Source organism: Janibacter cremeus (genome assembly GCF_013409205.1).
Classification (GTDB): domain Bacteria; phylum Actinomycetota; class Actinomycetes; order Actinomycetales; family Dermatophilaceae; genus Janibacter; species Janibacter cremeus.
Map to the genome: position 1 here is coordinate 985,121 of NZ_JACCAE010000001.1, position 23,178 is coordinate 1,008,298.

Below are 23,178 nucleotides of genomic sequence, written 5' to 3' on the forward strand. Positions count from 1 at the left end.
CTAGTTCTCCTCCGCAGCTTCGAGCGTCATCGTGAGCTCGCGTTCGTCGCCGTCCCGCAGGACCTTCAGGGTGACCTTATCTCCCACCGCCTCGGCACGGATGCGCACGACCAGCTGGTCGAGGTCGCTGATGCGCCGGCCGTCCATCTCGACGATGACGTCGCCGGGCTCGATCCCTGCCTTGTCGGCCGGGCTACCCGGGATGACCGAGGGCTGGTCTCCGGGCATGTCGCCCTTCTCGATGACCTTGGCGCCCTCGCCCTGCCAGCGCCGGTCGAGGGACACGCCGATGATCGGGTGCTTGGCGTGACCGGTCTCGATGAGTTGGTCGACGGTGCGCACGACGACGTCGGAAGGGATGGCGAAGCCCAGGCCGATCGAGCCGGAGGTCGACGTCTGGCCCGGGATCTGGGCGATGGCGGAGTTGACCCCGATGACGTTGCCGTCGCCGTTGAGCAGCGGTCCGCCGGAGTTGCCGGGGTTGATCGCCGTGTCGGTCTGGATCGCGGAGATGTAGGACTCGTCCCCGCTCTCGCCGGCGGCCACGGGTCGCTCCAACGCAGAGACGATCCCGGCGGTGACGGTGGAGCCGAGACCGAGCGGGGAACCGACCGCGACGACCTCGTCACCGACGACGACCTCGTCCGAGCTGCCGATCGCGATCGGCTCGAGACCCTTGGGGTCGACCTTGAGGACGGCCAGGTCGTACGCGGAGTCCCGACCGACGAGCTCGGCCTCGCGGCGGCTGCCGTCGCTGAGCTCGATACGCACCTTGCCGGAGCTGCCGGCCGCCTCGACGACGTGGTTGTTGGTGACGATGTGCCCCTGGTCGTCGTAGACCCAGCCCGACCCGGTCCCGGAGCCGCCGGAGCCGCTGACGCGGATGGTCACGACACTCGGGACCGCATCGGCGGCGATCGCGGCGACGGAGCCCTCGGGCCGCTCACCCGGGTTCCCATCACGCTGGACGATCGTGGGGCCACCGCCACCGCCGTCACGCAGGTCGGTGATCAGTCCACCACCGATCCCGCCGATGGCGCCCGCGACCAGGGCCGCTGCGAGGGCAAGGGCCCCGGCGCCGAACCATCCCGGTCCGCGTCGTCGGCCGGTGGACGAAGGGGGCGTCCCCGGGGAGGTCGGGTACCCCTGCGGTTGGTGAGCGTGCTGGGCATAGCCGTAGTGGCCCTGCTGGCCGTAGTGGCCCTGGTCGTACTGACCCGGCTGGCCGTAGCCCTGGTCGTACTGACCCGGCTGGCTGTACTGATCAGCCTGCTGGCCGTAGTGGCCCTGGTCGTACTGACCCGGCTGGCCGTAGTGGCCCTGCTGGTGATGGCCCTCGCCGGGCTGGTCCTGCGATCCGATCGAGTCGTAGGGCAGGTACGGGCTCGACGGCATCGGCTCGGTGCTGTCGTCCCGTGGGGTCGGCTCGTCACCCTGGTGCGGAGAGCTCATGCAGATGATTGTGCCTTGTCGGTCACAAGGTCCCGGTCACCGGGCGCGCGAGCGGGAAGCCGGATCCCCCACGCCGGCGGGACTCCGTGCGCGGCGCGCGGGCCGGGCTCGGCTCACGATGGCTGAGGCTCTCGCGGAGCATGGCCCGGCCCCGGTGGATGCGCGAGCGGACGGTCCCGAGCTTGATGTCGAGGGTCTCGGCGACCTCGTCATAGGTCAGGCCCTCCACGTCGCAGAGCACGACGGCAGCCCGGAACTGCGGCGGTAGCGCGTCCAGCGCGCGCTGGATGTCGGCATCGAGGCGGCCGTGGAGGACGACCTGCTCCGGGGTCGCCGTGCCGCTGTGCAGCAAGGCGGCGAAGTCGTCGGTGAGGGAGTCGAAGCGCAGGCGCTGCTTGCGCCGAGCCCTGTCGAGGAAGAGATTGGTCGTGATCCGGTGCAGCCACCCCTCGAACGTGCCCGGCACGAACCCGTCGAGCGAGCGGAAGACCCTGATGAAGACGTCGTGCGTCAGGTCCTCTGCCTCGTGGACGTCACCCGTCAGCCGGTAGGCCAGTCGGTAGACCCGGTCCCCGTGGTTCTCGACCACCTCGCTCCACGTGGGCTGGACCCACTCGTCCCCAGCGCTGGCAGCGGTCTCGGCATCGAAGGTCACCCGCACATCGTCACGGTCGAACCTGACAGAAGTCTGTGATGCGACTGCGCAGACGATGGGCGCGGCCGAACCGGACTAGGGTGGACTCCCATGACCGCCGCCCAGCTGACCAGCCACGCCTACGCCGAGCAGTTCGTCCCCGAGGACGAGGTCGTCGAGGCGGCCCGTCATGCCGGCACGGAGCTCGGGGCACCGCCGATCGGTACCGGTGGCGGCGCCGCGCTGCGCCTGCTTGCGGCCGCCTCCCGGGCGCAGCACGTCGTCGAGATCGGGACCGGCGCGGGGACCTCGGGACTGTGGCTGCTCTCCGGGATGCCCGCGGACGGCGTGCTGACGACCATCGAGCTCGAGCCGGAGAACGCTGCACGTGCCAAGAAGTCCTTCGCCCGGGCCGGCATCGTCGGCCAGCGCACGCGCGTGATCAGTGGCCGCGCCCTGGACGTGCTGCCGCGGATGAACGACGAGGCCTACGACCTGGTTCACATCGACGCCGACAAGGAGGGCTACCCCGCCTACGTCGAGCACGCGATCCGGCTGCTGCGTCCGGGCGGCGTCATGGCCATCGACAACATGCTCTGGCACGACAAGGTCGCCGACCCCGCCGTCCGCGACACGACGACCAGCCTGCTGCGGGACCTGGGCAAGCAGTTGCGCGACGACGAGCGACTCGTCGCCAGTCTGCTGCCCGTGGGCGACGGCATGCTCGCCGCCGTCAAGCGACACACGGGGGCTCACGGTCGCTGAGCGACCTGCGCCCCCGTGACCCCCCGAACACCTCTCGGGGTAGCCAATTGTGGATCAGGCAGATCCGGGGCCGGGGCCCCGGCGGAACTGGGCAGGACCCTCGGCGATGGCCACGACCTCGAAGGGCTGGATCTCGATCGGGGCCGAGCCGACGATCTTGCTGCCGGCCGAGTCGGCGGCGCCGGCGGTGAAGTCCGCGCAGAAATCGTCACGGTCCTTGGCTGCCTGGAAGACGTAGGTCCCCTCGAACCACTCCCCCTCACGCATGCGCCAGGTCTTGAAGGCCAGTCCGTCGAGGAACATGAACTTGGCCATCGAGGTCCCGACGACGTACTCGCGCAACTCATCGGCAACGCCCTCCGGCGCCTCGGTCAGTGACCAGCGGACGGTGAGTCCGTATCCAGCGTTCATGGTTGTCCCCTCGGCTCGGTGAGCCACGCTCAGCGGTGTCTTGGCACCGTAGCCAGTGGCGCCCCGCAGGGCAGCCCCGTGTCATCATCCGAACGGACGGACGGACACGACTGTGCCCCGGACCCCATCGGGTCCGGGGCACCGCCCAAGGACTACTTCTTCAGGCCGTCACAGTTGTCGATGGCCTCGCCGAGCTCGAGGACCTCATCGGGCTTCATCTCGACGACGAGGCGCCCACCGCCCTCCAGGGGCATGCGCAGGACGATGCCGCGTCCCTCCTTGACGACCTCGAGCGGACCATCCCCGGTACGTGGCTTCATTGCCGCCATGTGCGTTCCCTTCGAATTCATACGTGGCCGACACACCGCCAACCACCCGACGCCCTCGCGTCGACGCTGGCAGCCATTATCCACCCCTCCGCCGCACAGGGCCTAATCAGGGGCGAAGGGGGTCCCGGCCCTCGCTCTCCAGCTCAGCGATGCGCTGTTGGAGGCGGTCGATGACGTCGTCCACCTGGTCCATGCGGTATCCGCGCAGTGCGGTGTCGAAGGTGACGTCGTCGACGTCGACGGCCCGCACCGTACCCGCGGGCAGCCCGTGGTGCGGCGCGGAGGTGACCGGGTCGGCCATCGGATCCGGGGTGAAGCGCCCGGTGACGACGGCTGCGGTCGCGACGACCACGAGCACGGCGACGAGGATGAGCAGGACCCAGATCACGGTCAGTCCGGGTCGGTCTCGTCAGGGGCGATCCGACCGGAGCCGTCCTTGAGGCGACGCACGGCCTCCTCGAGATCGTCGGTGAGGATCAGCCGATCGATGTCCCCCTCGCTGATCATGCCGCCGGCCTCGACGGAGTGGCGCAGCCAGTCGAGCAGACCCGACCAGTAGTCAACGCCGATGAGCACGATCGGGAAGCTGGTGACCTTGCCCGTCTGCGCGAGGGTGACCGCCTCGAAGACCTCGTCGAGGGTGCCGTAGCCACCTGGCAGGACGAGGAAGCCCTCGCTGTACTTGACGAACATCGTCTTGCGGGCGAAGAAGTAGCGGAAGTTGATGCCCAGGTCGACGTAGGGGTTCAGGCCCGCCTCGTAGGGCAGCTCGATCCCCAGGCCGACGGACGTCGCCCCACCCTCACGGGCGCCGCGATTGGCCGCCTCCATGGTCCCGGGTCCGCCACCGGTGATCACGGAGTACCCGGCCTCCGCCGCGAGCCGGCCGAGCTCGACCCCCTTCGCGTACCACGGGGAGTCGGCGGGGGTGCGTGCGCTGCCGAAGATACTCACTGCCGGCCCGAGCTCCGCGAGGGCACCGAAGCCCTCCACGAACTCCGCCTGGATACGCAGGACACGCCACGGGTCGGTGTGCAGCCAGTCGGCGCGGCTGCGGTCGTCGAGCAGCCGCTGGTCGGTCGTGGTCTTGGGCACCTGCCGACCCCGCATCAGCACGGGGCCCCTGTGGTACCAGCGCTCGTTCTTCCCCTGAGGTGTCACGAGCGCGACCTTACGCGAGCCACCGGAGCATGGCGTCCTGCGACGCGACGATCTGCTCGACCGGGCAACGCTCCTCGTCGTGGTGGGCGAGGTTGGGGTCACCGGGCCCGAAGTTGACCGCCGGGATGCCCAGCGCGGAGAAGCGGGCGACGTCCGTCCACCCCTCCTTGGGCCCGACGGGCACGTCGAGCGCAGCGATGAAGGACTGCGCGGCAGGCAGGTCCAGCCCGGGACGGGCACCCTCGGCCATGTCACGCACGTGCAGCTCTCGCCCGGGCAGGACCGTCTGGACGTACGCGAGCGCGGCCTGTGCGTCCTTGTCCGGGGCGAAGCGGTAGTTGATCAGCACGGTGCAGCTGTCCGGGATGACATTGTTGGCGATGCCACCGGTGATCCCCACCGCCTGGAGTGCCTCGTGGTAGTCGAGGCCGTCGACGTGGACGGTCTGCTCCTCGTGCGCGGCCAGCGCGGCGAGGACCTCGTGGGCATCGTGGATGGCGTTGTGACCGTTCCACGGACGGGCCGAGTGCGCGGCGATGCCCTTGAGCTGCACCTCCACGCGCATGGTCCCCTTGCACCCACCCTCGACGGCGGCGTTGGTCGGCTCGAGGAGCACGGCGAAGTCGGCAGCGAGCAGGTCGGGGTCGGACTCGGCCAGCAGCGCGAGTCCGTTGTAGACGGCGTCGATCTCCTCCGCCTCGTAGAAGAGGAAGGTGATGTCCCGGCTCGGCTGCGCCAGCAGCGCGGCCTTCAGCTGGACGGCGACACCACCCTTCATGTCGACGGTGCCGCGCCCCCAGAGGACGTACTCGCCGCCCACGCGCTCGCGGCGGACCGGCAGATTCTGCGGGTCGGTCGTCAGGGGCACGGTGTCGATGTGGCCCGCCAGCACGACCCGCTCGTCACGGCCGAGGTCGGTGCGCGCGACCAGGGTGTTGCCGCGGCGGGCGAGGGTCAGGTGCGTCAGCGGGGTGAGCGCGGCCTCGATGGCGTCGGCGATCGCCCCCTCGTCGCGGCTGACGGACTCGATGTCGCACAGCTGCTGGGTCAGGGTCACGACGTCCGCGGTGAGGTCCAGGGTCGGCATGCCGCAACCCTATGCCGCCGGCCCGCCACCTCCCCGCCCCGACGAACTACTGCAGGCAGTAGCTGGTATCGCCTGCCGTAGTTCGTCCTGCTGCAGGCGATACGAGGTGCTGCAGACGCGGCGGCCCTGTGGATGACGCCACGGTGCCAGCGCCGAATTTCGTCACACTTCCGGCATGGACGACGAACTCTCGATCCTCCGGGACATAGCGGTCAACCGCGTCGTCACCACGTCCGCAGCAGAGAGGGCAGGGATCCCGCGGTTGCGCATGGTGGCCATGGCGAAAGGAGGGGTGCTGCGGCATCTGGTCCGCGGGGCCTGGAGCGCGGAGCAGCCGGTCGACGCGGAGGACCTGCACCTCCTGCGCACGGTCGCAGTCCTGGGACGGCAGAAGGACACCTCCGCGGCCACGGCCCACTCGGCGCTGGTCGCGTGGGGGCTACCGGTCTGGGGCGCCGACCTGGCTCGGGTCCACCTCATCCGCGAGAGGTCGGCAACGACGCGACGCAGCCGCGACCACACCGTGTGGAGCGCGGGGCCCGCACTCGTGGAGGTGGAGCGGGCTCCGGCGCTCCCCGTGCCCATCCAGTGCGCCGAGCCTGCCGTCGCCATCGTCCACGCCGGGGTCGCCGCCGGCGCCGAGACCGCTCTCATCGCCGCTGACGCTGCAGTCGGCCGAGGGCTGGTCACCGCACGACAGGTCGAGGTGGCGGCGGCCGAGCTCCCCATGGGCACGCCGGGCGCCGCCGCCATCCGCCGCGCCCTGGCCGGGGTGGACGGCCGGCACGAATCACCCGGCGAGACCCGAGTCGCACGGGTCTGCCGCGAGCTCGACTACGAGCTCGAACCACAGGTGTGGATCGGACCGTGGCGGGTGGACTTCCTCCTCGCCGGCACGAAGGTCGTCATCGAGTTCGACGGCAAGGTCAAGTACGAGACCAAGGAGGACCTGCTCGCGGAGAAGCGGCGCGAGGACGACCTGCGGCGCCGCGGCTACATCATCGTGCGCATCATGTGGGCCGACCTGACCCGCCCGGAGCAGATCCGACAGCTCGTCGAAGCCGCGCGTCTCGCTGCCGCAGCCTGATTTCAGGCGGCGGTCTCCCCCTTCGCCCGCCCAGCGCCCCATGAGCTGCCACATCTGCAGCACCTCGTATCGCCTGCAGCAGGACGAGCTACTGCAGGCGATACCAGCTACTGCCTGCAGCAGTTCGTATGTGGGTTCCGTAGGATTCAGCCATGACGACGACGCGTGCTGCCTGGGGCCATGGCGTGGCCACCGTGACCACCGACGGGACCGTGCTCGACACCTGGTACCCGCAGCCCGCCCTGGGCGAGGCCCCGGAGGGCGCGACTGCGCCCGAGGAGCTGCTGGCCCTCGCCGGGGATGACACCGCACGTGGTGTGCGGACCGAGGTCGTCACGGTGGGCATCGACCTCGATGCCGCACCCCGGGGCGCCTCGGACGGCTACCTGCGCCTGCACCTGCTGTCCCACCGCCTGGTCCAGCCCAACTCGATCAACCTCGACGGGCTCTTCGGCCAACTGGCCAACGTGGTGTGGACCAACCACGGTCCGTGCGCCGTCGAGGGCTTCGAGGCCACCCGCGCCCGCCTGCGGTCCCGCGGGGCCGTCCAGGTCACGAGCATCGACAAGTTCCCGCGACTGACCGACTACGTCACCCCCACGGGTGTGCGCATCGGGGACGCGGACCGCGTCCGACTGGGCGCCCACCTCTCCTCCGGTACGACCGTGATGCACGAGGGCTTCGTCAACTTCAACGCCGGGACGCTGGGCACCTCCATGGTCGAGGGCCGGATCAGCCAAGGCGTCGTCGTCGGCGACGGCTCGGACATCGGTGGTGGCGCCTCGACGATGGGCACCCTCTCCGGCGGCGGGACCCAGCGGGTATCGATCGGTCAGCGCTGCCTCGTCGGCGCCGAGGCCGGCGTGGGCATCGCGCTCGGTGACGACTGCATCGTCGAGGCCGGTCTGTACGTCACCGCCGGCACCAAGGTCACCCTTCCCGGTGGTGGGGTCGTCAAGGCGGCCGACCTCTCGGGCCGCGACGGGCTGCTCTTCATCCGCGACTCCGTCACGGGTGCCGTCCAGGCCCGGGACCGCTCCGGTGACGGCATCGCGCTCAACGACGCGCTGCACGCCAACGACTGACCCGTGCCCCGCTCCCGCTGGCTGACGGCCGTCGCCACCCTGTGCGTCGTCGGCCTCGTGTGCACCGCTGGAGTCTGGTACGCACGCGACCGGATCGGGCTCTTCCTCGGGGAGAAGTGCGAGGCGACGGCTCTCGGTGAGACCGTCAGCTTCGACCCCGAGCAGATGAACCACGCGAGCACGATCGTGCTGCTCGGCGTCAAGCGTGGACTGCCGGCCCGCGCCGGATCGATCGCCGTCGCGACCGCCATCCAGGAGTCGAAGCTGCGCAACCTGACCTACGGTGATCGTGACTCCGTGGGCCTCTTCCAGCAGCGGCCCAGCCAGGGCTGGGGCACCGTCGACCAGCTGCAGGACCCGATCTACTCGACCAACGCCTTCTACGACGCCCTGACCAAGGTCGACGGTTGGCAGGGCATGCGCATCACCGAGATCGCCCAGGAGGTGCAGCGCAGCGGCTTCCCGGAGGCCTACGCCGACCACGAGCACGAGGGGCGGACCATCTCCTCGGCCCTCACCGGCCACTCCCCGACCGGCCTGGTCTGCCGTCTCGACGGGCCGACCTCGGCCGGCCGTCCCGACACCTTCGCCGCCGCCGTCGCCGAGCAGACCGGCCAGAGCGCCACGACGCAGGGCCAGGTCGTGACGATCCGGGCTGAGGACGACCGGCACGCCTGGGCGGTGGGCGCCTGGGCCGTGGCGCAGGCCAAGGCGCGCAACGTCCTGACCGTCCAGGTCGGCGACCGACGGTGGACCCGTGACGCGGGCGATGCCGCCATGTCCTGGGGCGATGCCGACGAGGCCGTGCCCAGCTCGCAGGTGCGCGTGACCCTCCACGGCGAGTGACCCCCTTCGCGATCTGACGGCGCCGGCCGCACACGGACAGATCCCCTCCGCCCGAGCCGGGCGGAGGGGATCTGTCGGCGGAGCGCTCGGGTCAGCGGTTGTCGATGGCCACGTACTCGCGCTCGGTGGGACCGGTGTAGATCTGGCGTGGGCGGCCGATCTTGGTGGCCGGGTCCTCGATCATCTCGCGCCACTGGGCGATCCAGCCGGGGAGGCGACCGATGGCGAAGAGGACGGTGAACATCTTCGGGTGGAAGCCCATGGCCGTGTAGATCAGGCCGGTGTAGAAGTCCACGTTGGGGTACAGGTTGCGCTCGACGAAGTAGTCATCGGCGAGGGCGACCTCCTCGAGCTTCATGGCGATCTCGAGCTGCTCGTCACCACCCATCTTCTCGAGGACGGTGTGGGCGGTGTCCTTGACGATGGCCGCACGCGGGTCGTAACTCTTGTAGACCCGGTGCCCGAAGCCCATGAGCCGGACGCCGTCCTCCTTGTCCTTCACCCGCTTCATGAAGGTCTCGGCGCCGTCGTCGGAGGCCTGGATCTGCTCGAGCATCTCCAGCACGGCCTGGTTGGCGCCGCCGTGGAGGGGGCCGGACAGGGCGTGGATGCCCGCCGACACGGAGTTGAACATGTTGGTGTGCGCGGAACCGACAAGACGCACCGTGGAGGTGGAGCAGTTCTGCTCGTGGTCGGCGTGCAGGATGAACAGCTGGTCGAGTGCCTTGACGATCTCGGGGTCGAGCTCGTAGGGCTCTGCCGGGAAGCCGAAGGTCATCCGCAGGAAGTTCTCGGTCAGGCTCAGCGAGTTGTCCGGGTAGAGGAACGGCTGGCCGACGCTCTTCTTGTGCGCGTAGGCCGCGATCGTCGGCAGCTTCGCCAGGAGGCGGATCGTCGAGATCTCGACCTGCTCCGGGTCGAAGGGGTCGAGGCTGTCCTGGTAGAAGGTGCCCAGCGCGGAGACCGCGGAGGAGAGCACCGACATCGGGTGCGCGTCGCGAGGGAAGCCGTTGAAGAAGGCCTTCAGGTCCTCGTGCAGCATCGTGTGCCGGCTGATGCGCTCCTCGAAGTCACCCAGCTGGGCGGCGGTCGGCAGCTCGCCGTAGATGAGCAGGTAGGCGACCTCGACGAAGGTCGACTTCCCCGCCAGCTGCTCGATCGGGTACCCGCGATAGCGCAGGATGCCGTTGCCGCCGTCGATGTAGGTGATGTCGGACTTGCAGGCCGCCGTGTTGACGAAGCCCGTGTCCAGGGTGACGTTGCCGGTCTCCTTGAGCAACGTCGAGACGTCGTATCCGTCGTTGCCCTCGCTGGCCTTGACGAGCGGGAAGGTCAGGTCCTTGCCTGCGGCGGAGAAGGTGGCGTCATCGGTCATGAAATATCAGCCCTTCGGTCGTGCCGTGCCGCGGAGGCGGTGGCCCCGGGCATGCGGTTCTCACCCCTGAAACTACCTCAGCCGTGGGCTGCATCACCACACGGGGCACGGGATGGACGCCCGCACCCGCCTGCCGCCATCGGCTGACCGAGCGGCGTGTCCGTGGCCGGCTCAGGCGGACAGCCGCGCGGCCGCGGTGGTGATGCGCTCGTCGGTCGCGGTGAGCGCGATGCGCACGTGCTCCCGACCTGCCGGGCCGTAGAACTCGCCCGGTGCCGCGAGGATCCCGCGCTCGGCGAGCCGGTCGATGGTCACCCGGCAGGGCTCGCCGGCGGTGGCCCACAGGTACAGACCGGCGTCGGAGTCGTCGACGCGCAGGCCGAAGTCCTCGACGGCCGGGCGCAGGGCCTCACGACGGGCCCGGTACCGCTCGCGCTGGGCGGCGACGTGCTCGTCGTCGGACACCGCGGCGAGCAGGGCGCGCTGGACGGGCCACGGAACGATCATCCCGGCGTGCTTGCGCACCTCGAGCAGTCGCGCCACCAGCGCAGGATCTCCCGCGACGAAGGCCGCCCGGTACCCGGCGAGATTGGACTGCTTGGAGGTGGAGTAGACGGCGAGCAGACCCTCGTGGGAACCGCCGTTGACGCGCGGGTCGAGGATCGACGGGGTCGTCGGCAGCTGGGCGAAGGGCTGCCCACGCTCCTCCTGCGAGCGCCAGTCCAGCTCGGCATAGCACTCGTCGGATGCGACGACGACGCCCCGTTGGCGCGCCCACGCGACGACCTTGGCCAGGTGCTCGATGCCCAGGACCTTGCCGCTCGGGTTGCTGGGGCTGTTGAGCCACAACAGCTTCGGTGCGCTCGAGGGCGTGGTCGGGCCGAAGGCGGTGGTGGCATCTGCGGCGAAGGGGGTCGCCCCTGCGATCCGGGCACCCACGTCATAGGTGGGGTAGGCCACCGTCGGGAAGCCGACGACGTCACCGGCGCCCAGACCCAGCAGGGTCGGCAGCCACGCGACGAGCTCCTTGGACCCGACCGTGGGCAGGACGCCGGCCGGGTCGAGGTCGGGCACGCCGCGACGCCGGGCGAACCACTGCGCGATGCCCTCGCGCAGGTCGGGCGTGCCCCACGTCTGCGGGTAGCCGGGGGCGTCCGCAGCGGCGGTCAACGCGTCCTGCACGACCTGCGGGGTCGGGTCGACGGGCGTGCCCACCGACAGGTCCGCGATCCCCTCACCCAGAGCCGGGTCGGACGACGAAAAGGCTCTCGCCCGCTCCTTGGCAGGAGCGAGCGAGTCCCAGGGGAAACTGGGGAGGGTCGAGATCACGCCTGCTCACTCATCGTGCTCCTGCGGAGGCAACGCGGCGACGATCGGGTGGTCCTTGTCGATCATGCCCATCTTGGCGGCACCACCGGGGCTGCCCAGGTCGTCGAAGAACTCGACGTTGGCCTTGTAGTAGTCGGCCCACTCCTCAGGAGTGTCGTCCTCGTAGTAGATGGCCTCGACGGGGCACACGGGCTCGCAGGCCCCGCAGTCGACGCACTCGTCGGGGTGGATGTACAGGCTGCGCTTGCCCTCGTAGATGCAGTCCACGGGGCATTCCTCGATGCAGGACTTGTCCTTGAGGTCCACACAGGGCAGCGCGATCACGTACGTCATGTACCCATACTATGTGCCCTTATGGGCGATCTGCTGGGGGGTATCACCACAGGGTCGAGGGCAGTCGTGCGCACCCGCATCGACCCGCCGCCGACCTGCGGGCCGCGACTGACCGACACCGTCGGCGAGGTCGTCATGCTGGACGAGGAGAGCGTGCGGATGAGCACGCGCACCGGTGAGGTCGTCCTGCGTCGCGACCTCGTCGTCGCCGCCCGCGCCATCCCACCGAAGCCGGTCCGTCGGGGCGCACCCCACCGCGCCATCGGCATCGAGGACCTCCACCTCGTGATGACCAAGGGACAGCCGGGCAGCACGCAGTCATGGCTCGGCCGAGCGGGTGACGGATGGCTGCTGCGGGCCGGCGGTGGCTGGACCGGTCGCGCCAACTCCGCACTCCCCGTGGGCGAGCCCGGCCTGCCGCTCCCGCAGGCGGTCGATGCCGTCGAGGCCTGGTACACCGAGCGCGACCTCACCCCGCTCGTCATGCTCCCCCGGCCCCGGGGGGCCGCCACCGCCGACGACCCGCTCGGTGCGCTGCTCCTCGAGCGCGGGTGGACGCAGGACCACCCGGCCGACGTCCTCACCGGCCGCACCGACATGCTCCTGACCGGGGCCACTGCCCCACCCGCGGGCCTGAGCCTGCACTCGAGCGATCACGTGGACGAGACCTGGCTCGCCGGCGGCCCACCGCGGCTGCGTGACCACCTCGACGTCGCCCGCGAGATCCTCGCACTCCCGCCGCGACAGATCTTCCTCACCGCGCAGGACAGCGAAGGGGGGACCGCCGGCGTCGTGCGCGTCGCCCTGAACGACGGCTGGGCCGGGATCTTCGGTCTGCACGTCGCACCGACACACCGACGCCGCGGCATCGGTCGCTGGCTCACCCACGCGGCCGCGAGCGCCGCCCGGGATGCCGGTGCGTCGCTGACCTACCTGCAGGTCGAACCGTCCAACGACGCCGCCCAGCAGCTCTACCGGAGCGCGGGCATGCAGCAGCACCACGACTACGTCTACCTGGCCCTGCGGACCTGAGGTGACGCGAGAGGGGTGGTGGTCCGGCTCAGGCCGCCGCCGGATCCCGGGGCAACCGTCGCAGCTGCGGTTCAGCCGGTGCAGACGATGTGGTCGGCCGCGTCGTACACGGTCGTGAACGAGGAGGACTTCACCGTGCTGCCGCCCTTGATGAAGCTGCGGGTGATGTCGACCGTGAAGCCGGGGTTGGGCGACTGCGGCACGCACTTCTTGCTGTCGTCGGTGATCCGCTCCGGCTCGACGACGTTGCGCCGCGGGCTCTTCGCCGCCCTGATCTCGTCGTACTTCTTGCGGCCGTCGAAGCTCACGGTGACCTCGTTGCCGTTGACCGCGGCGTTGATGAGGATGCCGGCGCCGGTGTCGTTGGTGAAGACGTTGTCGACGTTCGGCCAGGAGATCGTCGCCTCGCGTCCCTCGGGGTAGCGCGAGATGTAGAAGGAGTGCGGGTGGAACTCCTCGATCTTCGCCCCGGAGAAGAAAATCGCATTGAACAACGTCGTCGACAGCTGGGAGATGCCGCCGCCGTAGTCCTTGGCCAGCCGACCGTTGTAGATGACGCCGGCCTGCTTGTAGCCCTTTCCCGGTGTGCGCTGGCCCAGTTGCTCGTTGAGGGAGAAGGTCTCCCCCGGCGCCACGTACGCCCCGTTGAGGGTGCGTGCAGCCAGCCTGATGTTGGCCGTGCGCACCGGGTTGTCGGGCAGGTACGTGGTGAAGGTGGACAGCGGCTCCTTGGGGAGGCTGTCCTTGGCCTCCTGCGTGGTCAGCTCCGGCTGCGTCTTCGTCGTCGACGCCGTGACGACCCGCTCGTCACCGGACTTGCCCATCGCCTCGACCACCTTGGCTCCCACACCCTCGGTCGTCAGGCTCAGGCCGGTGCTCGAGGGAGCGACGTCGAAGCTCGACCCGGACCGCGTGACGACGGCGTCCTTGGCCGCCGGGAACTTCCCGGAGTCCTTCGCAGCTGTGGCGGTGGCCTCCGCGGCGATGCCCTCGTCCATCTTCGTGGCGAGCGCGCCCTCGTCGTTCGTCACGGAGACAGCCAGGGCCAACTGCTCGGGGGCGACGGTGAAGGAGATGTCCTCGCCGTCGGAAGCACCGGCCTGCACGGTCACGGGCGCCGCGATGAGCGGCTTGAGCTCATCCTTGATGAAGGTGTCGATGTCCTTCTGCTTCAGCTTCGGCTCGGGCCGGCTCGTCGGCGCCTCGAACTCGTGCTGGTCCGGCCAGCCGTCCGCGATGTCCCGGGTGAGCTCGTCGCGCTCCACGGTCAGGCCAGCCTTTGACGCCCTCGTCTTCACGGTGGCGCCGTCAAGCTTCACGGTGCCCTCGACGGGCTTGGCGTCCATGCCCTCGGTCTCCTTGTCGACGGCAGCGGCCAGCGCCTCCTCGTCGACGTCGACCTCGACGTCACGCTCGATGCCACCCGTGGCCTGCGCCCACAGGTTCACCGGGTTGAGGCTGAAGCCGGTCAGGCCGTCCAGGGAGGCCTCGTAGTCGTAGGACAGCCCGGCGTCGTCCGGGTCGATGGTCCGCTTCTCGTCGTCGACCGTGATGACGACCGGTTCGCTCGCCTCGTCCGTCAGGCCTTCGCGCAGGGCTGTGCGGGCCTCGGTCTTCGTCATGCCGCCGATGGTGACACCCTCGACCGTGGTGTCACCGGGCACGCGGTCCCCGAAGTAGAACGCCGCCGCGACATAGAGCGCCGCGAGGACGAGGATCACGAAGCCGACAGCAGCGTAGAGGCGGCCTCGGCCGTGCTCGCGCCCATCCATCCGGGACTCGTCGTGGGTCATGCGGTCACCTCGTGCTCGTGTAGCGGCTGCGGTAGTAGATCAGGGGGTCGTCGCGGCGGGCGTCGGCGCGACTGGCCACGACCTCGCCGACGACGAGCGTGTGGTCGCCCGCCTCGTGGGCGGCGTACGTCCGGCACTCGAGCGTGGCCAGCGAATCGTCCACGAGGGCCACCCCGAGCTCCCCCCGGTGGTGTGGGATCTGTGACAGCTGGCCGTACAGCGGCCGGCCACCGGTGCTGAGCCAGCTGGCTGCGGGTCGTCCGGACTCGGGCAGCAGGGAGATTCCCCACACGCCCGAGGAGTCCACCGCATCGAGCCACCCGGAGTCGTTGCGGACGGAGACCAGGACCAGCGGCGGCTCGAGCGAGACCGACGTGATCGAGTTGGCGGTCATCGCGTGGTCGTGTCCGTCCTCGAGCGTCGTGGCGATCGTGACCCCGGTGGCGAAGTGCCCCATCGCGAACCGCAGGCTCGTGTCCTCCAGGTGGCTGCTCATCGCTCCACCAACGCTCGACGCGGCTCGCTGCCGCACTCCAGCGGCTGGCCGGTGGCCGGATCCAGTCGGGCGTAGCCTTCTCGCCCCGACAGCAGGGCAGCGATGTCGTTGGACAGGGCGAAGGTCCGATCGGGTCCGAGCGTGACCTGCGTGCGGTGGTGGCGCAGCGCAGCGACCTGCTGGTCGACGGCGTCGGCGTCGACGACGGCGTGCGTCACGACCTCGTCGGCGACGACGGAAGGGGGAAACTCCCCCGCCGGCTGCTGCCAGCCCAGCTCGGTCAGACCGGGCATCGAGGCGAGGACCCGGCGATCCTCCTCCGCCCACGAGCGCGGGGTGAAGGTCCCGAAGAGGTGCGGTCGCCTCCCTTCGGGCAGTGCCGAGACGGCCCACCGGGTCACCTCGTGGGTGCGGATGTGGTCGGGGTGGGCGTAGCCGCCGTGGGCGTCATAGCTGACGACGACGTCGGGCTCGATCTCGGTGATCACCTCGGTCACGGCCTCGACCGCCACGTCGTCGTCGGCTCGGACCCAGGCGCGCGGGTGCTGCGCCCCGGCGGTGCCGGCCATGCCGGAGTCACGCCAGCGGGAGGCCCGACCACTGGCCAGGTCCTCGCCCAGCACGCGGTGGTGGGCGCCGATCGCGGCCATCGCCGCCCGCAGCTCGTCGCGGCGGTACTCACCGAGGGTGTCCTCGTGGTCGGCATCGAGGTGGGCCAGCTCGGGCGGGATGACCTCCCCCTGCTCACCCAGGGTGCAGGTGAGCACGTGCACCTCGTCACCGGCGGCGACGTGGTGGGCGATCGCCACTCCCGTGGCCAGGGACTCGTCGTCCGGGTGCGCGTGGACGAACAGCAGCCGGGCAGTCACTCGGCCACCCCGATGAGCCCCAGGTCGGGGATTCCTCCGTAGACGGGGTTCGCGACGAGCGAGGTGACCTCGGACCCCGCGACGTGGGTCAGTCGGCTCTGGCGCAGCGGCACGTAGGCCACGTCCTCGAGCAGCTTGGTGTCGATTGTCGCCCACTCCTTGGCACGGTCGACGTCGTCACGGGTACCGCTCGCGTCGTCCATGGCCTCGTTGATGTTCTTGTCGGCGTACTGACCGTAGTCGCGACCGACCGACTTCTTCGACAGGTTGACCCGGTCGTCGAAGAGCGGGGGCAGCACGGTCGACGCCGACGGGTAGTCCGGCCCCCAGTTGGTCCAGACGAGGTCGTGGTCCTCGACGAAGGAGCGCGAGGAGATCGTGGTGAAGTACTCCTCCTCGTCAACCGGCTCCAGCGTGACGTCGAAGCCGGCTTCCTTCCAGCCCGGCAGCAGCTCCTCGAGGGCTGCCTCCAGCCGATCGGAGTCCCGGTGGGCCAGGGTCAGCTCGATCGGGGGGTCGGCCTTCGACTTCTTGACCAGCTGCTTCGCCGCGTCCGCGCTGCCGTTCGGGCCGTGGTCCAGCACGGTCTCGTGGGCCGAAGGCAGTGCCGTGCCCAGCAGCGACCACGTCGCGGTACCCCCACCCATGCTCGCAGCGTAGGCCTCCCGGTCGGTCGCCGCAGCAAGGGCCCGGCGGACGTCGACCGACTTCAGGGCCTTGCTCCCGGCGTTGACGGCCAGGTAGTCGACGAGCTGCCCGTCGGTCTGCGCGGACTGGACCAGCGACCCCGCCTCGTCGATCGCGTCGCCGAGGGCCGGGGGCACCGGGTCGAGGGCGAGGGTGCGTCCGCCGTCGTCCCCGTCGATGATCGCGCTCAGCGCCTCCTTGGGCGCGATCCCCTCCTTGTGCACGATGGTGGCGGGGCCCGGCCGGCGAAGGGGGTCCGACTTCGGCTTCCACTCGCGATTGCGCACCCAGGTACCGCCCTTGGACGGGGTCCACCCGTCCTTGAGCTCGTACGGCCCGGAGGAGAACGCGCGGTAGTTCGCGTTCCTCTCCTCCAGATCCACCTTCACCGGGGCGAACTCCGGCAGGGAGACGATCTCGTCGAAGTTGCCCACCGACTGGGAGAGGTGGAAGACCACGGTCGAGGAGTCCGTGCACTCCACGGCCTCGTTGATGAGTTTCTGCGCTTTCTTTGCCTCCTTAGATCCTCCCTCCTCGCCCTGCGGCCCGGGGTAGGCGGAGGACCCGTCGGACTCCTTGGGGATGTCGAGATAGGTCAGGGCGTACCCGCTCGAGGCGATCTCGGGGTCGAAGGAACGGGCGACCCCGTGGCGCACGTCCTCGCAGGTGATCGACGAGCCGTCCTGCCAGGTGACCCCCGGGCGGAGCTCGAAGGTCCAGCGGGTGGCGCCCTTGTTCGACTCGCCGGTGCCCTTCGCCAGGTCGCCGACGATGGTGCGCTGCCCGGACAGCGCCGACTCCGGCTGGTAGGCGGTGAGCGTGCGCATCCACGTGCGGGAGGCGAAGCCGGCCGTGCGGCGGTCGGTGATCCGCTGCGGGTCCCACGCCTGGACCGGTCCTGCCGCCAGGACGGTGAGCCGGTCCTCAGGCCCGGTGACTCCCCCCGGGGCCGTGGGCGTGCTGGCCCCGCTGCCGACGCTGGTCTCGGCGAGGTCGTCCACGAGGTCGCTGGAGCAGCCCACCGCCCCCGCCAGCGCGAGGGTGGTCAGGACAGCGAGGGTGCCGCGCGTCGAGCGCCGCATCGGCGCGTACCTCCTCAGGCGTTGCGAGCCCGAGCCGCGCTGCGGGCCCGCAACGAGTGGTCGAGCTCGACCTTGCGGATGCGCACGGCGTCCGGCGTGACCTCGACGCACTCGTCCTCGCGGCAGAACTCCAGGGACTGCTCCAGGCTGAGGCGACGCGCCGGGACGACCTTCTCGAAGTTGTCCGCCGACGACGCACGCACGTTCGTCAGCTTCTTCTCCTTGGTGATGTTGACGTCCATGTCGTCGGCCCGGGAGTTCTCGCCGACGATCATGCCCTCGTAGACCTCGGTACCGGGCTCGATGAAGAGGGTGCCGCGCTCCTGCAGGTTGACCATCGCGTAGGAGGTCACCGGGCCGGACCGGTCGGCGACGAGGGAGCCGGAGATCCGCGTGGTGATCGTGCCGAACCACGGCTCGTAGCCCTCGAAGACGTGGTTGGCGATACCGGTGCCGCGCGTCTCGGTGAGGAACTCGGTGCGGAAGCCGATGAGCCCCCGCGAGGGCACGAGGAACTCCATCCGGATCCAGCCGGTGCCGTGGTTGGTCATCTGCTCCATGCGGCCCCTGCGGGCGGCGAGGATCTGGGTGATCGCGCCGAGGTACTCCTCGGGGGTGTCGATCGTCAGCCGCTCCGTCGGCTCGTGGAGCTTGCCGTCGACCTCGCGTGTGACCACCTGCGGCTTGCCGATGGTCAGCTCGAAGCCCTCCCGACGCATCTGCTCGACGAGGATCGCCAGCGCGAGCTCGCCGCGGCCCTGGACCTCCCACGTGTCGGGACGCTCGGTGGGCAGGACGCGCAGGGACACGTTGCCGATGAGCTCTTTGTCCAGGCGGTCCTTGACCATGCGGGCGGTGACCTTGGTGCCCTTGGTCTGTCCGCGACCGACGAGCGGGGAGGTGTTGGTGCCCAGGGTCATCGAGATCGCCGGCTCGTCGACGGTGATGACCGGCAGCGGGATCGGGTTCTCGGCGTCGGCGATGGTGTCGCCGATCATGATCTCGGGGATGCCGGCGATGGCGATGATGTCGCCGGGGCGGGCGGTGCCGGTCTCCATCGGCACCCGCTCCAGCCCCTCGGTGATGAGCAGCTCGGTGATCTTGACCTTCTGCTGGGTGCCGTCGTGGCGGCACCAGGTCACCTGCTGGCCCTTGCGCAACTCGCCGTTGAAGACGCGCAGCAGTGCGAGGCGACCGAGGAAGTTGCTCGAGTCGAGGTTGGTCACGTGCGCCTGCAGGGGCGCGTCGTCCTCGTAGGAGGGAGCCGGAATCGTCTCCATGATCGTGCGGAAGAGCGGCTCGAGGTCGCCGTTGTCCGGCAGGGTGCCGTCATCCGGGCGGTTGAGGCTCGACGCCCCGGCCTTGCCGGAGGTGTAGACGATCGGGAACTCGATCTGGTCCTCGTCGGCGTCCAGGTCCATGAAGAGCTCGTAGGCCTCGTCGACGACGTCGGCGATCCGGCTGTCGGGACGGTCGACCTTGTTGATCGCCAGGATGACCGGCAGCTTCGCCGCGAGCGCCTTGCGCAGCACGAAGCGGGTCTGCGGCAGCGGCCCCTCGGAGGCGTCGACGAGCAGCACGACACCGTCGACCATCGACAGGCCGCGCTCGACCTCACCACCGAAGTCGGCGTGGCCGGGGGTGTCGATGATGTTGATCGTCACGCCGTCGGGCGCGCCGTGGGCGGTCGCGGAGGGACCGTTGTAGTGGATCGCCGTGTTCTTGGCGAGAATGGTGATGCCCTTCTCCCGCTCGAGGTCACCGCTGTCCATGGCTCGCTCGTCGACGTGGTCGTGCTCGCCGAAGGCGCCCCCCTGCCAGAGCATCTTGTCGACGAGAGTGGTCTTGCCGTGGTCGACGTGGGCGACGATGGCGACATTACGGATGTCGCGGCGGGAAGTCAGGGGCATGATTGGGATTCTCTCAGGATGCGCACCCCAGCCCCAAATGGACGCCCTCCGCCAACCCGACGGCGTTGTGCGCAGCCGTGTCCCGAAATACCGCGTGACGGGTGCGCACAACGCCGTCAGGCCGGACGCAGGTGGGCCCGCCCCACCGCGGCGAGCACCTTGCGCAGGACGACGCCGGGGTCCGCGAGCTCCGTCCAGGTCAGGCGCACCACCTCGTAGCCCAGCCCACGCAGGCGATCCTCCCTCACCTTCTCCGCGCGCAGGTCACGGATGTCCTCGTACTTGCCCATCCCGTCGATCTCGATGACAACCAGCTCCTCCTGCAGGAGGAAGTCCACCCGTGCGACGAACCGGCCCTCTTCGTCGTGGATGACCACCTGCGGGACGGGCTGGGCCAGCCCCGCCACGTCGAAGACCCACCGCGCACGCGACTCCGCCGCTGACTCCATCCGGCCATCGGCGAGCGCAACCACCCGGCCCGGAGCCGTGGAGGAACGCGCAACGCCGAGCGTCGCCGACGCCGTCCGCAGGTCCTCCGGCGCGCACCTCCCCTCACGCAGGGCCGCGTCGGCGCTCACCAGTGCGGCTTCCCCGCCGGAGAGGGCCGCGACCTGGACGATGGCTGCCGCCGGCCGCACGAGCGAGATCCCCCGGTGGTCGGTGACGAAGGGGGCCGGGACCGGACGGTGGAAGCTGACCCGGTCGTCGTTGCGCCCCCGTCTGCCGTCCGTGGAGGTCAGGTGCACCCGGTCGTCCACCCCGTACAACGCGATCCCCCACACGGCGAGGGCGCTGTGGTGGGTGAGTGCCAGTGGGGCGTCGCGCGGGAAGCTCGCTGCGACGGCCCGGGCCCGCAGCGCGTGCCGCTCCCACGGCGCGGCCTTCCGCCACGTCGCCCCGTCGACGAGCGCGTTGCGGCGCACCCGCACGAGGTCACCGGCGCGCACGGCCCGGGTGATCTCCCTGGCGCGGATCCCCCGCAGATGCAGTGCCGATGCGGCGGCGACCCCACCGAAACCCGTCATCACCGTGGCGATCCGTTGGTCCATGGCCACATCCTCGCGCTCACGGCCGGTGCCGTCGTCGACTTCTCCACAGGCTCCCTTCGCCCTACGGCACTGTGCGCAGCCGTGTCCCGAAATACCGCGTGACGGGCGCGCGCAACGCCGTAGGGCGCCGTAGGGCTCAGAGGGCACGAAGGGGCCGCCGGGCGAGTCCCCGACGTCGGGCACCGTGCCCACGGCAGCGCGCCCTGACCCGTGACGGGTCAGGGCGCGCAGTTGTATGGCGCCGTGTCAGTGCCCGTCGCCGGCAGAGGACTCCACCGGGGACGTGCTGGCGTCCGACTCGTTGAGACCGGCAAACGGGCTGTTGTCCGGACGGTCGCTGACGTCGACGGTCTCGACGATTGCCCTCGGCTCGGCGAAGTGGCAGCGGGACTGGTGCTCGTCCACACCGTCCGGGCGCGGGATGAGCTCCGGTGGCGGCTCCACCTTGCAGATGTCCTGCGCCTTCCAGCACCGGGTGTGGAAACGGCACCCGGCCGGCGGGTTCGCCGGGGACGGTACGTCACCCTGCAGGACGATCTGGTCGCGTTTGCCCCGGAGCGTGGGGTCCGGCACGGGCACTGCGGACAGCAGGGCCTGCGTGTACGGGTGCGTCGGCCGGGAGTAGATGTCGTCCTCGTCCCCGATCTCGACCATCTTCCCGAGGTACATCACGGCGACCCGGTCGGAGATGTGCCGCACGACGGACAGGTCGTGGGCGATGAAGACGTAGGACAGGCCCAGCTCGTCCTGCAGCTTTTCCATGAGGTTGATCACCTGCGCCTGGACGGAGACGTCCAGGGCCGAGACCGGCTCGTCGCAGACCAGGACCTTGGGATTCAGCGCGATGCCGCGGGCGATGCCGATGCGCTGGCGCTGACCTCCGGAGAACTGGTGCGGGTAGCGGTTGATGTGCTCGGGGTTGAGGCCGACGAGCTCGAGGAGCTCCTGCACCCGTGCGCGCCGCTTGCCCTTGGCCACCACGTCGGTGTGGATCTCGAAGGGCTCCGCGATGATCTCACCCACGGTGCGACGCGGGTTGAGCGAGGTGTACGGGTCCTGGAATACGATCTGGATGTCACGGCGAAGGCGACGCATGGCGCCGCCGGACTGCTTGAACATGTCGATGCCGTCGAACTCGATCGAGCCCTCGGTCGGCTCCTCCAGCCGCATCAGCAGACGACCCAGGGTGGACTTGCCACAGCCGGACTCGCCCACCACGCCGAGGGTCTCGCCGCGGCGCAGCTCGAAGTCCACGCCGTCGACCGCCCGGACGTGGCCGACCGTGCGCCGCAGGACGCCGCCCTTGATCGGGTAGTGCTTCTTCAGGCCGGAGGCCTTGAGGATCACGTCGTGCTCAGTCATCAAGCACCTCCTTGCTGAAGTGGCACGCCGACTGCCGGTTCGGTCCGACATCGAGCAGCTCCGGCCGCTCGACGCGACAGATGTCCTGCGCCAGGTAGCAGCGCGGGTGGAAGGCGCAGCCCGGCGGGATCCGGGTGAGGTTGGGCGGCAGACCGCCGATCGCCGACAGCTTCTGCCCCTTCTGGTCCAGTCGCGGGATCGACTCGAGCAAACCCTTGGTGTACGGGTGGCCCGGCTTGGCGTAGATGTCCTCGACATCGGCGCGCTCGACGATCCGACCGGCGTACATCACCGCGATCCGGTCGGCGACATCGGCGACGACCCCGAGGTCGTGGGTGATGAGGATCATGCCCATGTTGTGCTCGTCCTGCAGGTTCTGGAGGAGCTCCATGATCTGCGCCTGGACGGTCACGTCGAGGGCGGTGGTCGGCTCGTCGGCGATGAGGACCTTCGGATTGAGCGCGATCGCCATGGCGATCATGATCCGCTGACGCATCCCGCCGGAGAACTGGTGCGGGTATGCCTTGACACGCTGCTTGGCACCGGGGATGTTCACCCGCTCCATCAGGCGCACGGCCTCGTCGTAGGCGTCCGAGCGGTTCATCCCCCGGTGCATCCGGAGCATCTCGCCGATCTGCCAGCCCACCGGGAAGACGGGGTTGAGCGCGCTGAGAGCGTCCTGGAAGATCATCGAGACATTCGGCCCACGCCCCTTGCGCCGCTCGTCGGCATCCATGGTCAGCAGGTCCTGGCCCTTGTAGAGGATGCGGCCGCTCGGGATGACTGCGGGTGGCATGTCGAGGATGCCCATGATCGCCTGGGCGGTCACGGACTTGCCGGAGCCGGACTCACCGAGGATCGCCAGCGTCTCTCCCTCGTCGAGGGAGAAGTTCACGCCGTTGATGGCCTGGGCCACGCCTTCGTCGGTGTGGAACTCGACGTGGAGGTCGTCGACCTCGAGCAGGTGCTCGCCGGTCGTCGGGGGGGTACTCATGTGGTCACTC

Annotated in this window: 23 protein-coding genes; 5 read left to right on the forward strand and 18 right to left on the reverse strand. The window is 69.9% G+C overall.

Features of this window, described 5'->3' with window-relative positions:
- Positions 1-1,452 (reverse strand): S1C family serine protease, encoded by a 1,452-nt coding sequence (locus BJY20_RS04495; RefSeq protein WP_246297102.1) that lies wholly within the window; start codon positions 1,450-1,452, stop codon positions 1-3.
- A 22-nt stretch (positions 1,453-1,474) separates the two neighbouring features.
- On the reverse strand, positions 1,475-2,113 hold the full coding sequence (sigE, locus tag BJY20_RS04500) for an RNA polymerase sigma factor SigE (RefSeq protein WP_185990433.1): 639 nt from the start codon (positions 2,111-2,113) through the stop codon (positions 1,475-1,477).
- An 84-nt stretch (positions 2,114-2,197) separates the two neighbouring features.
- Here sigE and BJY20_RS04505 point away from each other — a divergent pair, with 84 nt between their 5' ends.
- Positions 2,198-2,851: an O-methyltransferase gene (locus tag BJY20_RS04505; protein WP_185990434.1), complete on the forward strand. Its 654-nt coding sequence runs from the start codon at positions 2,198-2,200 to the stop codon at positions 2,849-2,851.
- Between the two features lie 54 nt (positions 2,852-2,905).
- Here the strand turns inward: BJY20_RS04505 and BJY20_RS04510 are convergent, their stop codons facing one another.
- The 5 genes from BJY20_RS04510 to dapE form a co-directional block, all read right to left on the reverse strand.
- Positions 2,906-3,262, reverse strand: a complete 357-nt coding sequence (locus BJY20_RS04510) for a hypothetical protein (RefSeq protein WP_185990435.1) — start codon at positions 3,260-3,262, stop codon at positions 2,906-2,908.
- Between the two features lie 152 nt (positions 3,263-3,414).
- A complete protein-coding gene (locus tag BJY20_RS04515) occupies positions 3,415-3,591 on the reverse strand; it encodes a DUF3117 domain-containing protein (RefSeq protein WP_185990436.1) in 177 nt (58 codons plus the stop codon).
- Between the two features lie 106 nt (positions 3,592-3,697).
- On the reverse strand, positions 3,698-3,979 hold the full coding sequence (locus BJY20_RS04520; RefSeq protein WP_185990437.1) for a DivIVA domain-containing protein: 282 nt from the start codon (positions 3,977-3,979) through the stop codon (positions 3,698-3,700).
- A 2-nt stretch (positions 3,980-3,981) separates the two neighbouring features.
- Positions 3,982-4,701 (reverse strand): LOG family protein, encoded by a 720-nt coding sequence (locus BJY20_RS04525; protein ID WP_185992459.1) that lies wholly within the window; start codon positions 4,699-4,701, stop codon positions 3,982-3,984.
- Between the two features lie 61 nt (positions 4,702-4,762).
- Positions 4,763-5,839, reverse strand: a complete 1,077-nt coding sequence (dapE, locus tag BJY20_RS04530; protein ID WP_185990438.1) for a succinyl-diaminopimelate desuccinylase — start codon at positions 5,837-5,839, stop codon at positions 4,763-4,765.
- 175 nt (positions 5,840-6,014) lie between these two features.
- Between dapE and BJY20_RS04535 the strand changes: the two genes are divergently transcribed.
- The 3 genes from BJY20_RS04535 to BJY20_RS04545 all read left to right on the forward strand — a co-directional run bounded on the left by BJY20_RS04535 (position 6,015) and on the right by BJY20_RS04545 (position 8,857).
- Positions 6,015-6,926, forward strand: a complete 912-nt coding sequence (locus BJY20_RS04535; protein WP_185990439.1) for an endonuclease domain-containing protein — start codon at positions 6,015-6,017, stop codon at positions 6,924-6,926.
- Positions 6,927-7,078: 152 nt separating this feature from the next.
- Positions 7,079-8,011, forward strand: a complete 933-nt coding sequence (gene dapD / locus BJY20_RS04540; protein ID WP_185990440.1) for a 2,3,4,5-tetrahydropyridine-2,6-dicarboxylate N-succinyltransferase — start codon at positions 7,079-7,081, stop codon at positions 8,009-8,011.
- 3 nt (positions 8,012-8,014) lie between these two features.
- Entirely contained in the window at positions 8,015-8,857 is an 843-nt protein-coding gene (locus tag BJY20_RS04545) for a hypothetical protein (protein ID WP_185990441.1), read from the forward strand.
- A gap of 91 nt (positions 8,858-8,948) precedes the next feature.
- Here the strand turns inward: BJY20_RS04545 and BJY20_RS04550 are convergent, their stop codons facing one another.
- The 3 genes from BJY20_RS04550 to fdxA all read right to left on the reverse strand — a co-directional run bounded on the left by BJY20_RS04550 (position 8,949) and on the right by fdxA (position 11,894).
- Positions 8,949-10,232 carry a citrate synthase gene (locus BJY20_RS04550; protein WP_185990442.1) on the reverse strand — a complete coding sequence of 428 codons (1,284 nt, stop codon included), beginning with the start codon at positions 10,230-10,232 and terminating at the stop codon, positions 8,949-8,951.
- A gap of 171 nt (positions 10,233-10,403) precedes the next feature.
- Positions 10,404-11,561 carry a succinyldiaminopimelate transaminase gene (gene dapC, locus BJY20_RS04555; protein ID WP_343062778.1) on the reverse strand — a complete coding sequence of 386 codons (1,158 nt, stop codon included), beginning with the start codon at positions 11,559-11,561 and terminating at the stop codon, positions 10,404-10,406.
- Between the two features lie 6 nt (positions 11,562-11,567).
- Positions 11,568-11,894 carry a ferredoxin gene (gene fdxA, locus BJY20_RS04560; protein WP_185990443.1) on the reverse strand — a complete coding sequence of 109 codons (327 nt, stop codon included), beginning with the start codon at positions 11,892-11,894 and terminating at the stop codon, positions 11,568-11,570.
- Between the two features lie 66 nt (positions 11,895-11,960).
- Here fdxA and BJY20_RS16390 point away from each other — a divergent pair, with 66 nt between their 5' ends.
- Positions 11,961-12,926, forward strand: coding sequence for a GNAT family N-acetyltransferase (locus tag BJY20_RS16390; RefSeq protein ID WP_185990444.1), 966 nt, complete (start codon positions 11,961-11,963; stop codon positions 12,924-12,926).
- A gap of 71 nt (positions 12,927-12,997) precedes the next feature.
- On the opposite strand, the gene BJY20_RS04570 is transcribed toward BJY20_RS16390, so the two are convergent.
- The 8 genes from BJY20_RS04570 to BJY20_RS04605 all read right to left on the reverse strand — a co-directional run bounded on the left by BJY20_RS04570 (position 12,998) and on the right by BJY20_RS04605 (position 23,168).
- Positions 12,998-14,719: a VanW family protein gene (locus BJY20_RS04570; protein WP_185990445.1), complete on the reverse strand. Its 1,722-nt coding sequence runs from the start codon at positions 14,717-14,719 to the stop codon at positions 12,998-13,000.
- Positions 14,720-14,723: 4 nt separating this feature from the next.
- On the reverse strand, positions 14,724-15,215 hold the full coding sequence (locus BJY20_RS04575) for a flavin reductase family protein (RefSeq protein WP_246297103.1): 492 nt from the start codon (positions 15,213-15,215) through the stop codon (positions 14,724-14,726).
- Entirely contained in the window at positions 15,212-16,084 is an 873-nt protein-coding gene (gene mshB, locus BJY20_RS04580) for an N-acetyl-1-D-myo-inositol-2-amino-2-deoxy-alpha-D-glucopyranoside deacetylase (protein ID WP_185990446.1), read from the reverse strand. Before mshB ends, BJY20_RS04575 begins: the two co-directional genes overlap by 4 nt.
- Complete coding sequence (locus BJY20_RS04585; RefSeq protein ID WP_185990447.1) at positions 16,081-17,853, reverse strand: ABC transporter substrate-binding protein; 1,773 nt, start codon at positions 17,851-17,853, stop codon at positions 16,081-16,083. Before BJY20_RS04585 ends, mshB begins: the two co-directional genes overlap by 4 nt.
- Positions 17,854-17,867: 14 nt before the next feature.
- Positions 17,868-19,763, reverse strand: coding sequence for a translational GTPase TypA (gene typA, locus BJY20_RS04590; protein ID WP_185990448.1), 1,896 nt, complete (start codon positions 19,761-19,763; stop codon positions 17,868-17,870).
- A gap of 116 nt (positions 19,764-19,879) precedes the next feature.
- Positions 19,880-20,812: a DUF559 domain-containing protein gene (locus BJY20_RS04595; RefSeq protein ID WP_185990449.1), complete on the reverse strand. Its 933-nt coding sequence runs from the start codon at positions 20,810-20,812 to the stop codon at positions 19,880-19,882.
- 246 nt (positions 20,813-21,058) lie between these two features.
- A complete protein-coding gene (locus BJY20_RS04600) occupies positions 21,059-22,174 on the reverse strand; it encodes an ABC transporter ATP-binding protein (protein ID WP_185990450.1) in 1,116 nt (371 codons plus the stop codon).
- Positions 22,167-23,168, reverse strand: a complete 1,002-nt coding sequence (locus BJY20_RS04605) for an ABC transporter ATP-binding protein (protein ID WP_185990451.1) — start codon at positions 23,166-23,168, stop codon at positions 22,167-22,169. The genes BJY20_RS04600 and BJY20_RS04605 overlap by 8 nt, the downstream gene beginning before the upstream one ends.
- Positions 23,169-23,178 lie beyond the last annotated feature (10 nt).